A 12,770-nucleotide genomic window follows, 5' to 3' on the forward strand; every position below is an offset into this window, starting at 1 on the left:
CAGACTGTTCATTGGACAAAAAATAGCGTTACAATGCGACGTCTTGTATTTTTACATAGTCAATGCCTCAAGTTTGAAACACGTTAAGGAAAGCTCAGCCCTATGTCACGTTTAGCCACACGATTTGAACAACTTAAATCTCAACAGCGTAAAGCTTTAGTTTCTTATGTGATGGCTGGTGATCCGCATCCAGAGGTCACTGTACCTTTGCTCCATGCAATGGTAGAGGCGGGTGTCGATGTGATTGAGCTGGGTCTTCCTTTCTCCGACCCGATGGCAGATGGTCCCGTAATTGCTTTAGCGGCTGAACGTGCGCTGGCAGGCGGAACCAATACTTTGGACGCACTGCACATGGTGAAAGAATTTCGCTTGAAAGATCGCGAAACACCTGTGGTGCTGATGGGTTATCTGAATCCGGTCGAAGTGATTGGCTATGAAAAGTTTGTGGCTTATGCTTACGAATGTGGAGTAGATGGCGTGCTGCTGGTGGACTTACCGCCAGAGGAAGCACAAAGTCTGGGTGAAGTACTGGAAAAATATGACATGGATCAGATTTTCCTGCTGGCACCCACTTCAACCGATGCACGTATTCAACACGTAGCGAAACAGGCCACTGGCTTTATCTACTATGTATCCTTGAAAGGCGTGACCGGTGCAGCAACTTTAGATGTCTCTGAAGCCGCTGCCCGCATTCAAAAGATTAAAGCTGTGACTGATGTTCCTGTAGGCGTAGGTTTCGGTATCAGCGATGCTGCATCTGCGAAAGCGATGGGTGTTGCTGCCGATGCAGTTATTGTGGGAAGTGCGTTTGTAAAGCAGTTTGCAACGCTTGCACCAGAACAAGCCGTTATTGCGACGGTGAATAAAGTCAAGGAGCTTCGAGCAGCGCTCGATGAGTTATAGTATGAGTCAACCCGTGAAATCAGGCAAAATTCTGAGCCCATCGACCCCATGGACGGAACGCATTGTTCCAGGCATTCATGTACCTGATGAGCAAACGATCTACAAAGCGACATTTACCGAGCCTACGGTCGAGTGTCCTGAATGTCATGCTTTGGTGACCCGTACCGCGATGTCATTCAATGCCTATGTTTGTCCGCAGTGTGATGAGCATTTACGCATGAAAGCCCGTGATCGCCTGAACTGGTTCTTTGACCAGGTACAGACTGAACTGGGTCAGGAGTTTAAGGCTAAAGATCCGTTAAAGTTTGTCGATAGCAAAGCTTATCCAGAGCGTATGGCAGAAGCGCAAAAGAAAACCGGCGAAACCGAAGCGTTGGTCGTGATTCAAGGCCTGCTAAAAGATGTCCCAATGATTGCCTGTGCATTTGAATTCGATTTCATGGGCGGCTCTATGGGGACAGTGGTCGGTGACCGTTTTGTTCAGGCGGCAGAGCGTGCGATTGAAGCCCGTCAGCCCTTGATCTGCTTTGCTGCTTCAGGCGGTGCACGTATGCAGGAAGGCATGTTGTCCTTGATGCAAATGGCACGTACTTCGGCTGCTATCCAGCGTTTAAAAGAAGCAGGCCTGCCTTATGTGGTGGTATTGACGCATCCGGTATACGGTGGTGTCACTGCATCATTGGCGATGCTGGGTGATGTACATCTGGCTGAACCGAAGGCGATGATTGGCTTTGCCGGTAAACGAGTGATCGAACAAACTGTCCGTGAAAAACTGGAAGAACCGTTCCAGCGCGCGGAATATTTGCTTGATCATGGGGTAATCGATCAGATTGTTCACCGTCACGCATTACGTGATACAGTTTACCGTATTGTTACGAAATTGATGAACCTGCATTGAACACAGCACCGCTAGCAACAGATTCTTTAAGTACATGGCTCGATTATTGGAGCCATGTTCACGTTACGGGTATTGATTTAGGTCTGGAACGGGTTATTCCGGTGGCTGAAAAGCTCGGTGTGACACGTCCGGCGGCCAAAGTGCTGACGGTGGCTGGAACCAATGGTAAGGGTTCAACCACCACCACACTGGCTGCGATTTTGAATGCACAAGGCTTCAAGGTCGGACTGTATCAATCTCCACACGTGTACCGTTTCAATGAGCGGGTAAAACTGCGCGGCATTGAAGTTGAAGATCAGTTGTTGGTGGATGCTTTTGTTCAGGTGGATCAGGCTCGTCGCGAATGTGATTTGAGCCTGTCTTTCTTTGAAGCGACCACTTTGGCCGCTTTTGTGATTTTTAAAGATCAGTTATGTGATGTCTGGGTGCTGGAAGTCGGTCTGGGCGGTCGTCTGGATGTGGTCAATGTGGTTAATCCGGATGTAGCAGTGATTACCAATATTGGTCTGGATCATACCGATTGGCTCGGTGATAGCATCGAGAAAATTGCCTTTGAAAAAGCCGGAATTATCCGGCCGAATATTCCGGTGGTGTTTGGTGGACAGCAACAGATTCCACAAGCCATTTTAGCTAAAACTCAGCAATGCAACGCGCCCCTATATGCGGTGAATCGTGATTATTTCTATGAAGCATGTGCAGATGGGCAAAGCTGGGTCTTTGCCTCTTCGGGTACGACCTTAAAACTTTCTACAGGATCGTTGGCGCTGGATAATATTTCCACGGCGGTGGCTGCAATTTTGCTGAGCGGTTTAACGGTTAGTCAGGATGTGATGGCTCAAGGTATTCAGACTGCAAAGTTGCCGGGACGTTTTGAAGTCTGTCAAATCCAGAATAAAACCGTGATTTTTGATGCCGGACATAATCCGCATGGGGTCGAGTTTCTGCTGAAACAGTTGCGAAACTATTTAAATTACAATCAAAACTATAAAAATATCGTTTGTGTGTTTTCAATGTTGGCAGATAAAGATATAAATTCTGTCACCAAGTTATTGAAAGACACGGTTCAATTGTGGAAAATTGCACCATTATCCGTCCCACGTGCGGCAGAGCTCACAGTTTTGGCTGAAGCTCTAGGCGGTGAGGCGGTAGAACAATTTGACAATGTGAAATTAGCTTTTAAATCAGCACTGGATCAAACAGATAATAATCAGCTGATTTTGGTATGTGGATCATTTCATACCTTAGAAGCGGTATGGGAGTATTTGGAAGAATGTCAATGAATAACAAACAGCGCTGGATGGGCGGTGTTGTTTTACTCGGTGGTGGTGTTTTATTGGCAGCATTACTCCTGAAAGGTCAAGATGAAATCAAGCAGGACCGTCAGCAGAAACCGGCACAGGTTGCGGAAGTGGAAACGAAGGATGCAGTGAATCATTCGCTGGGTTCCTTGACGGTCGATGTGGAAACAGAAAAGCGTTTACTTGAACAGCAACGCCGTGATCGGGAAAAATCTGTGGCAGAGCAGGAGGCTCGTGCGGCTGAATTTTTAGCGATGCAGCAGCAGGCAGAAGCAGATGCGGCGCGTAAAGCGGCTGAAGAATATGCTGCACTTAATGCGCATCGTATGGGACAGCAAAGCTCGGATAATATTCCACCAGAACTGGTCGAAGACGAACAGGCCAAACAGAAACGCTTGGCTGAAGAAAAGGCTGCACAAGACAAAAAGCTAGCCCTGCAGAAGCTTGAGCAGCAAAAAGCCAACAGTTCAACTGAAGCGGCCAAGAAAGAAGCGGAGCGTAAAGCCGCTGAAAGCAAAGCGGCTGAAGAAAAACGTAAATTGGAGCAACAGCAAAAAGCCGAAGCAGAACGTAAGACGGCTGAGGCAAAACGTAAGGCTGAGGAAGAGCGTAAGGCAGCCGAGAAGAAAGAAGCTGAACGTAAAGCCGCCGAAGAAAAACGTAAAGCCGAAGACAAACGTAAGGCTGAAGAAGCCAAGAAAAAGGCAGCAGAAGACGCCAAAAAGAAAGCAGAAGCTGAGCAGGCACGTAAATTGCTGGAAGGTGAAAGTGACAAGCAGTGGATGGTGCAGGTTGCACTGGCAGCCAATGAAGCCAATGCAGATGCGGTTGCGGCAAAGCTGCGTGCCAAGGGTTATAAAGTGACCAAGAGTCCAACCTCTAAAGGGATTCGTATCATGGTCGGTCCATCAAAGGATCGGGAAACTGCTGATGCTTCGCGTAAAAAAATCGCTGCAGATGACAGTCTGAATATGAAATCTGCCTGGGTGATTGACTGGGTGCCTTTAGATAAGCGTAACTAAGACGGCGTATTACTGTACTTTGGTTTAAAATGGATTCAGGTTATGCCTGAATCCATTTTTATTGGGGAGCAAAAATTAAAAAGGTGACAAAGCTCTCAGGATTAAAAAAGCCTATCTAAAGATAGGCTGGTGATGAACTTCGAACTCGGCACGTCATTCGGGTTAGAAATTCAGTTTTAATCTTGCTGCTTTTTATATAGATATATCAACGTTAAGAGTGATGAATGTACTTATACATATTCTTTATGGACAGAGCAGTGCTTCGTTTTATCCCGTCCTACGCGCTTCACTTGTCTTGCGCCAAATTAAGGTAGTGCTTTATTTATAACTACGCGCTTCGCTTGTTTTGCGCCAAATTAAAAAAGGAGTCCTTTTCATTTGTTGCTCGAAGCGTACTTTTCGTCTTGCGTTCGGGCAAGGCAGTGCCTTGCTGATCCTCACTCAGGATGTGGCGTTAAGCGCAGGTAAGGCGTGACCGCGGTATACCCTTTAGGAAAACGTTGTGCAATTTCAGTCTCATCTTTTAGGGAAGGCACAATCACCACATCATCGCCATGCTGCCAATTGGCCGGTGTTGCGACTTTATGGCTGTCGGTGAGTTGCAATGAATCCACCACACGCAAGATTTCATGGAAATTACGACCCGTCGATGCCGGATAGGTAATAATCAAACGGACTTTTTTGTTTGGATCGATGACCACCAAAGAGCGAACTGTGAGCGTTTCACTGGCATTCGGGTGAATAAAGTCATATAGTTCAGACACTTTACGATCCTGATCGGCAATGATTGGGAAATTGACTGTGGTATTCTGGGTTTCATTGATGTCTTTAATCCAGCCCTTATGTGATTCAACATCATCAACCGATAAGGCAATGGCTTTGACACCACGTTTTTCAAATTCATCCTTCAGCTTTGCGGTATAGCCAAGTTCAGTGGTACATACCGGCGTATAGTCCGCCGGATGTGAAAATAAAATGCCCCAGCTATCGCCCAGAAAATCATAAAAATTAATCAGGCCTTTACTGGATTGCTGTTCAAAATTCGGTGCGGTGTCGCCTAGACGTAAACTCATTTTTTTGCCTCAATTGGTCTTTTAATGTAGAGATGAGATTTAATATGAACTAATTTTTTTATGATTAAAAATAGTGTTTTTAGCTTTCTTTATGAATAAATAGCATAAGTGATTTGTTTTATCTATCTAGAATCAAACAAATCAGTCGTCTAATTGACTATATTGCACAGCTAAAGTTTGCTACATTACTTTGCCTTAGATCTCGGGGCTAGAACTCAGGATCAGATTTTTTCAGCGGTTTTATAGCAAAACCCTTGTAGTTCAAATTTCTAGCACCATAATAACGACTAAGAACATATTCATTTGACAAGCAAGATTTAGAGAGTCTATTCATGTTGGCAAGTCTGATCGGAGGAATCTTCGGTACCAAAAATGAGCGCGAACTCAAACGCATGCGTAAAATCGTAGACAAGATTAATGTGCTCGAGCCGACGATATCTACCCTTAGCGATGCAGACTTATCTGCAAAAACTGAAGAATTCAAACAACGATATAATAAGGGTGAAAACCTCGATAAATTATTGCCTGAAGCATTTGCAGTCTGTCGTGAAGCCGCCAAGCGGGTCATGGGCATGCGTCATTATGACGTGCAGCTGATCGGTGGTATTACCTTGCACGAAGGTAAAATTGCAGAGATGCGTACCGGTGAGGGTAAAACCCTGATGGGTACCTTGGCCTGTTACCTGAATGCCATCAGCGGTCAGGGTGTGCATGTCATTACCGTGAACGATTACCTGGCACAACGTGATGCCGAGCTCAACCGTCCATTATTTGAATTTTTGGGTTTAAGCATCGGGATTATTTATTCCATGCAAAATCCGATGGAAAAAGCGGAAGCTTATCGTGCCGATATTACCTACGGTACCAATAACGAATTTGGCTTTGATTACCTGCGTGACAATATGGTGTTCTCGCTGGCTGAGAAAAAGCAGCGTGGTTTAACCTATGCGATTATTGATGAGGTCGATTCGATCCTGATTGATGAAGCACGTACTCCGCTGATTATTTCGGGTCAAAGTGAAGACTCTTCGCAGCTTTATGCAGCCATTAATAATATTCCACCAAAATTACAGCCGCAAAAAGAAGAGAAAGTGCCGGATGGTGGTCACTTCTGGATTGATGAAAAACAGCGTTCAGTTGAAATCACTGAAGTGGGTTTTGAAACCATTGAAAGTGAACTGATTGAAATGGGCTTGCTGGCTGAAGGTGAGAGCCTGTATTCGGCTTCAAACCTGAATCTGTTGCATCATGTGACTGCGGCAATTCGTGCCCATTATTTATATCAACGTAACGTGCAATACATCATCAATGATGGTGAAGTGATTATCGTTGATGAAAATACCGGTCGTACCATGCCGGGCCGTCGTTGGTCTGAAGGCTTGCATCAAGCAGTAGAAGCCAAAGAAGGTCTGGAAATTCAACCAGAGAACCAGACCCTGGCAACCACAACCTTCCAGAACTATTTCCGTCTGTATAAAAAATTATCCGGTATGACCGGTACTGCTGATACTGAAGCCGCGGAAATGAAAGAAATTTATGGTCTGGATGTGGTGCTGATTCCGACCCATCGTCCAATGATCCGTGATGACCAGAACGATTTAATCTATTTAAATCGTGAAGGCAAATATAACGCGATTATTCAAGAAATTCAGCGTGTGCATGAAGCCGGTGTTGCGCCAATCTTGATTGGTACGGCAACCATCGAAGCATCTGAGATTCTATCCGATAAGCTGAAAGCTGCCGGTATTACCCACGAAGTACTGAATGCCAAACAGCACGAACGTGAAGCGGATATTATTGCGCAAGCCGGTGCGCCGCGTGCCGTAACCATTGCCACCAACATGGCGGGGCGTGGTACCGATATTCTGCTGGGTGGTAACTGGAAAGCGCTGCTGGCCAAAATTGAAAATCCGACAAGCGATGACGAAGCGCGTCTGAAAGCGGAATGGGATGTTAATCATCAATCCGTTCTGGATTCGGGTGGCTTGCATATTATCGGTTCTGAACGTCATGAATCACGCCGTATCGATAACCAGTTGCGTGGTCGTGCAGGCCGTCAGGGTGATCCGGGTGTATCGCGTTTCTACCTGTCGCTTGAAGATGACCTGATGCGTATTTTCGCCGGTGACCGTGTGGTGGGTATGATGCGTGCCATGGGCTTGCAGGAAGATGAAGCGATTGAACACAAAATGGTGTCTCGCTCGATTGAGAATGCACAGCGTAAAGTCGAAGCACGTAACTTCGATATTCGTAAGAACTTGCTGAAATACGATGACGTGAATAACGAACAGCGTAAGATTATTTATAGTCAGCGTGATGACATTCTGGCAGAAAATTCGCTGCAAGATTATATTGAAGAAATGATTCGTGAAGTGATGCAGGGTGTAATTGCTAATTATATTCCGCCTGAGTCGATTCATGACCAGTGGGATATTGAAGGTCTGGAATTGGCCTTGCGTGAAGACATGTCACTCGATCTTCCTATCGCACAATGGCTGGAACAGGACCGTCGTCTCGATGAAGATGCCTTGGTGGTGCGTATTAGCGATGAAGTACTGAATCGTTACCGTTCGCGTCGTGAACAAATGGGTGCGGAATCTGCAGCATCGCTTGAACGTCACTTTATGCTGAATTCTCTGGATCGCCACTGGAAAGAACATCTGGCAGCGATGGATTACTTACGTCAGGGCATCCATTTACGTGGCTATGCACAGAAAAATCCAGAGCAGGAATATAAAAAAGAAGCCTATAACCTGTTTGTGAATATGCTGGGTGTCATCAAATCGGATGTCGTTACAGATTTATCGCGTATTCATGTGCCGACCCCTGAAGAGCTGGCTGAAATGGAAGCACAGCAGCAGGCACAGGCTGAGGCAATGCGATTGCAGTTATCTCATGATGAGTTCGAGGGTTTACTTGCAGATGAACATGAAAATACGACTGAACAAAATGCTGAGGCAAGTCCGGTAGCGCCAGTCTTTGAAGCGCCGGCAAGCCGTAATGCACCTTGTCCATGTGGTTCAGGCCTGAAATATAAACAGTGTCATGGCAGAATCTAAGCGATATTGAAAATCAGAGCCACATGGCTCTGATTTTTTATGTATAAAGATTTTTCAGAAACTGAATACTATTTGCAGTCCTGCGGATTAAATGGTATTTAATGGCTCATTCAACACCGAAAAGTGGAATAACCTGAATGAAAAAAGTATTAAAAACGCTCATGATTGCCGCTTTGGCCATGCCTGCTTTAAGTTTTGCAGAAACTGCAGCCACCACGACACTTGATAAAGTTCAGCAAGCAGTGGGTTCTACTACAGCTCAAGTACAACGTACAGATGAACAAGTGACCGTGGCCAGCCCGCGTACCGGGATTCGTTATACCTTTGCCAATCAGAATCGCCCGATTGTGTTGCAGACCGCTGCGATCGCACCGGCCAATGCGGCCAATGCAGATCGTATTGTGGCATCTAATCCGGCACTTTCTGCCGCGAGTCAGCAGGAAGCGAAGCAGGCTTTATTAAATGAAGCAGGGCAACTTGCGAAAAATTAAAATCCCCGATTTTTGAAAATGCAGAAACCAGTCTTGATGACTGGTTTTTTATTGTGAAAATCCATCATAAATCTCAAGCTTACTCAGGCTTTGGCTCGATTTTTTGTTGCAGATCAACTAAGCTGTATTTTTCCGAAACTTCAATATTGGACTTTAAAATGGCAGTTGGTGACGTATCTATGCCACAGATGCATGTGGTGAAAGGGGTTAAAATTGGTTCGGCTGAAGCCTATGTGCGCTATCAGAACCGACGTGACCTGGTGATATTTGAACTGGCTGCAGGCTCCAATGTTGCAGGGGTATTTACTCAAAATGCCTTCTGTGCAGCCCCTGTGCATGTATCTAAAGCGCATTTACAGGTAGGGAATCCGCGTTACCTGGTGATCAATACCGGCAATGCCAATGCAGGAACCGGCCCTACAGGCATGGCAAATGCAGAAGCCACCTGTGCCAAGCTGGCTGAACTGGCAGGGGTACAGGCTGCTGAAGTTTTACCATTCTCTACGGGTGTCATTGGCGAGCAATTGCCAATCGAGCGTTTGCTCAGCGGTTTACAACCTGCGCTAGACTCATTGCGTGATGATGCCTGGGTCGATGCTGCAACGGGAATCATGACCACAGATACTACACCGAAAGGCGCTTCAGAGCAGTTCGAGCTGGATGGTGTCACCTATACCATGACCGGTATTTCCAAGGGTGCCGGCATGATTCGTCCAAATATGGCGACTATGCTGGGTTATGTGGCAACCGATGCTCCAATCAGCCGTGAACTGGTTCAGCAGTTATTAACAGAAACAGTAAATGTGTCGTTTAACCGCATTACTATCGATGGTGATACTTCAACCAATGATTCCTGCATCTTGATTGCCACAGGTCAAGGCGGGGGGGCTGAAATTACTTCGACTGAAGATCCACGTTATGCAGTCGTGCTTGATGTGTTAATGCGTACCATGAAACGCTTGGCGCAACTGATTGTGCGTGATGGTGAAGGTGCCACCAAATTTATTACAGTTGCGGTAGAAGGTGGTGCTAATATTCAGGAATGCTGTGATGTGGCTTATAGCATTGCACATTCGCCATTGGTTAAAACTGCGATTTTTGCTTCTGATCCAAACTGGGGGCGTATTCTGGCAGCGATTGGTTATGCTGGTGTGCCGAATTTAGACGTTGCAAAAATTCAGGTTTGGTTAGATGATGTACAAATCTGTAAAGATGGTGGTGCGGCGGCAGACTATACTGAAGCAGCTGGTGCAGGTGTGATGGCCCAAGCTGAAATGACGATTCGTGTTGATCTTGGACGTGGTACAGCGAAAGACACGGTCTATACCTGTGACCTGTCTTATGATTACGTCAAGATTAATGCAGATTATCGTTCATAATTCAGATCGTTTCTAAAGCCTCCGTTGTGGGGCTTTTTTTATATCTTATGATTTTTAATGACTGGTCAAAAATGGCATTTTGCCAATTGTGATTAGGGTGTAGGGTAAATGTCCGTGTCATAACGGATAATTAGGGTAGAGTAAGAGTTGTTATGAATAGTGCGACCAAATTAATAGCCAATGAAGCAAAGTCGATTGTGCAGGCGCATTTAGATCGTTTAGGCGTTCCTCAAGAACATCAAATGAGCCAGCAGGAAAAATTAGACAAATTTGCACAAATCAAGGCTGAACTGGAAAAACAGGATGCCGTTTTGGTGGCGCATTATTATTGCGATCCTGAAGTACAAGAACTGGCTGAGTTGACCGGTGGTTGTGTTTCGGATTCTCTGGAAATGGCACGTTTTGGTCGCGATCATTCAGCCTCTACGTTGGTAGTGGCAGGAGTGAAATTTATGGGTGAAACCTCAAAAATTTTATCTCCAGATAAAACCGTGCTGATGCCAACCCTGGAAGCGACCTGTTCACTGGATCTTGGTTGTCCGGTTGATGAATTTACAGCTTTCTGCGATGCGCACCCCGATCATACCGTGGTGGTGTATGCCAATACTTCCGCAGCGGTGAAAGCACGTGCCGATTGGGTGGTGACTTCTAGCTGTGCAGTGGAAATTATTGAACATCTGGATAGTCTCGGTGAAAAAATTATCTGGGCGCCGGATCAGCACTTGGGCCGATATATCCAAAGCAAAACCGGTGCAGAAATGTTGCTCTGGGATGGTGCCTGTATCGTGCATGAAGAATTCCGTTCACGCGGTATTGTCAATATGAAAGCACTCTATCCCGATGCTGCGGTGTTGGTACATCCGGAATCCCCCATGTCTGTAGTCGAGATTGCCGATGCAGTAGGCAGTACCTCGCAACTGATTAAAGCCGCACAGACTTTGCCACATCAGCGTTTAATTGTGGCTACGGATCGTGGTATCTTCTATAAAATGCAGCAAGCAGTTCCCGATAAAGTCCTGATTGAGGCACCAACTGCGGGGGAAGGGGCAACCTGTCGTTCTTGTGCGCATTGTCCGTGGATGGCAATGAATGAGCTGGATGGTATTTTGCATGTATTACAGCATAAGGATCAGGAAGTACATGTCGATCCTGTACTGGCTGAACGCGCAAAACTGCCTCTAGATCGCATGTTGAATTTTAGTGCCGGACTAAAACGTTAAAATTTGTATAAAAAATGTCTGAAGCGCTTGATAAATAAACGCTTGGCGCGTTTTTTAGGTTTTTTTTTAAGATAGGTGTTGACGTCTCCGGGCGTCACGCCTAGAATGCACACCGTACCGAACGATGTTCGATACGAAAGCTGAGATGAATCGGAGCATAGCACAGCCTGGTAGTGCACCTGGTTTGGGACCAGGGGGTCGTAGGTTCGAATCCTACTGCTCCGACCAATTCTTCAAGGCAAATGATGTTTGCATCAGTAACGCGCTTGTAGCTCAGTTGGATAGAGCATCCGCCTTCTAAGCGGATGGTCACAGGTTCGAATCCTGTCAGGCGCGCCATTTGGTCGCTTGATGTTAAGAATCAAAATGATGGTGGATGTAGCTCAGTTGGTAGAGCCCTGGATTGTGATTCCAGTTGTCGCGGGTTCGAATCCCGTCATTCACCCCAACTTTTAAAGTTGAAATCGGAGCATAGCACAGCCTGGTAGTGCACCTGGTTTGGGACCAGGGGGTCGTAGGTTCGAATCCTACTGCTCCGACCATCTCCTTCAAGATGGTCGAGATAAAAGATACCGCGTTAAGCGGTTTTTTTATGCCTGAAATTCAATGTGAATAAAAAATATACAATTGTTATCGGTGGCTATCATGATGAATGCTCGAATTCCTATTAAATTATTTTTCATCTAATAAAACTGTGCATTGAAGATTGCTTTCTTCTCGCATTGCTTCACTCTTAATTTTAATCATTCAACAATTTAACCAGAGTTTATCTATAGAGTGATTATCTTGTTGAATGGAATTTTAATGGATGGATGAGGATTATATTTTTAAAATGGGTAAGGGATTCCATAGTAAATCTATTTTATTAACTCATCTGTTGTGTTTGATCTTAAATAAAGACAATAAAAAATTTTTAGATAGATATAGCAATTAAATTAACTAGAAATACCCATTGATAAGTAAATAAACTACTTTAAAACATCAATAATTGAATAAATTTTGAGTGAAAAATAGAAAAACCTGCACTTTTTGTAGAATAAATAAACAGTCGTTGGTTTTTTGCTGAATTATTTAGAAATAGGGGTTGTGTTGGGTGTGAAATGCTGTAGAATGCACATCCATCGGCAGTGATGAAGATTAAAACTTCTGATAAAACAGTAACTTAGCACGAAGTGTTAAGATTGGGTTTTGTTGGTTAAGTTTAAATTAATTTGAATTACGGATTGACACTCTAGAAATTCAGTGTAATATAGCCGACCTAGCTTGCTGGTGACGAACCAACAAGAAGATCATTAAGAGCTTATGAAGAACAACTTGTGTGGATTTTTACTGGTTGATCGATCGAAATTATTTTCATTGATTGATGGTAGAAATGACTCGAAGTTTATTTGAGAAATATTTGTCAGAAAATTGATGAGCCAAGATTG

The 12,770-nt window shown here is 45.0% G+C and carries 9 protein-coding genes and 4 tRNA genes; 12 read left to right on the forward strand and 1 reads right to left on the reverse strand.

The window, feature by feature from the left end:
- The first annotated feature begins 102 nt into the window (after positions 1 to 102).
- From trpA to FTT73_RS12285, 4 genes are read left to right on the forward strand one after another with little or no spacing between them, the layout of a single operon-like run.
- Complete coding sequence (trpA, locus tag FTT73_RS12270) at positions 103 to 903, forward strand: tryptophan synthase subunit alpha (RefSeq protein ID WP_005098062.1); 801 nt, start codon at positions 103 to 105, stop codon at positions 901 to 903.
- A 1-nt stretch (position 904) separates the two neighbouring features.
- Positions 905 to 1,801 carry an acetyl-CoA carboxylase, carboxyltransferase subunit beta gene (gene accD / locus FTT73_RS12275; protein WP_034608357.1) on the forward strand — a complete coding sequence of 299 codons (897 nt, stop codon included), beginning with the start codon at positions 905 to 907 and terminating at the stop codon, positions 1,799 to 1,801.
- Positions 1,798 to 3,081: a bifunctional tetrahydrofolate synthase/dihydrofolate synthase gene (gene folC / locus FTT73_RS12280; protein ID WP_180191488.1), complete on the forward strand. Its 1,284-nt coding sequence runs from the start codon at positions 1,798 to 1,800 to the stop codon at positions 3,079 to 3,081. Before accD ends, folC begins: the two co-directional genes overlap by 4 nt.
- On the forward strand, positions 3,072 to 4,121 hold the full coding sequence (locus FTT73_RS12285) for an SPOR domain-containing protein (protein WP_373683527.1): 1,050 nt from the start codon (positions 3,072 to 3,074) through the stop codon (positions 4,119 to 4,121). The genes folC and FTT73_RS12285 overlap by 10 nt, the downstream gene beginning before the upstream one ends.
- A 437-nt stretch (positions 4,122 to 4,558) precedes the next feature.
- On the opposite strand, the gene FTT73_RS12290 is transcribed toward FTT73_RS12285, so the two are convergent.
- Positions 4,559 to 5,194, reverse strand: coding sequence for a peroxiredoxin (locus FTT73_RS12290; RefSeq protein ID WP_005098056.1), 636 nt, complete (start codon positions 5,192 to 5,194; stop codon positions 4,559 to 4,561).
- Positions 5,195 to 5,526: 332 nt separating this feature from the next.
- On the opposite strand from FTT73_RS12290, the gene secA reads away from it, so the two are divergent.
- From secA to FTT73_RS12330, 8 genes are all read left to right on the forward strand, one after another.
- Positions 5,527 to 8,253, forward strand: coding sequence for a preprotein translocase subunit SecA (gene secA, locus FTT73_RS12295; protein ID WP_180191489.1), 2,727 nt, complete (start codon positions 5,527 to 5,529; stop codon positions 8,251 to 8,253).
- A gap of 137 nt (positions 8,254 to 8,390) precedes the next feature.
- The gene (locus FTT73_RS12300; protein ID WP_180191490.1) at positions 8,391 to 8,744 is read left to right on the forward strand and encodes a hypothetical protein; all 354 of its coding nucleotides are present in this window, start codon (positions 8,391 to 8,393) and stop codon (positions 8,742 to 8,744) included.
- Between the two features lie 158 nt (positions 8,745 to 8,902).
- The gene (argJ, locus tag FTT73_RS12305) at positions 8,903 to 10,123 is read left to right on the forward strand and encodes a bifunctional glutamate N-acetyltransferase/amino-acid acetyltransferase ArgJ (protein WP_180191491.1); all 1,221 of its coding nucleotides are present in this window, start codon (positions 8,903 to 8,905) and stop codon (positions 10,121 to 10,123) included.
- Between the two features lie 152 nt (positions 10,124 to 10,275).
- On the forward strand, positions 10,276 to 11,343 hold the full coding sequence (nadA, locus tag FTT73_RS12310; protein WP_180078670.1) for a quinolinate synthase NadA: 1,068 nt from the start codon (positions 10,276 to 10,278) through the stop codon (positions 11,341 to 11,343).
- Between the two features lie 151 nt (positions 11,344 to 11,494).
- Positions 11,495 to 11,571 (forward strand) — tRNA-Pro (locus FTT73_RS12315).
- Between the two features lie 34 nt (positions 11,572 to 11,605).
- A tRNA-Arg gene (locus FTT73_RS12320) sits at positions 11,606 to 11,682 on the forward strand.
- A gap of 33 nt (positions 11,683 to 11,715) precedes the next feature.
- Positions 11,716 to 11,791: transfer RNA gene (locus tag FTT73_RS12325), tRNA-His, on the forward strand.
- A 17-nt stretch (positions 11,792 to 11,808) separates the two neighbouring features.
- Positions 11,809 to 11,885 (forward strand) — tRNA-Pro (locus FTT73_RS12330).
- The last annotated feature ends 885 nt before the right edge of the window (positions 11,886 to 12,770 follow it).

It is taken from the genome of Acinetobacter sp. YH01006 (assembly GCF_013420445.1).
Taxonomy (GTDB): domain Bacteria; phylum Pseudomonadota; class Gammaproteobacteria; order Pseudomonadales; family Moraxellaceae; genus Acinetobacter; species Acinetobacter pseudolwoffii.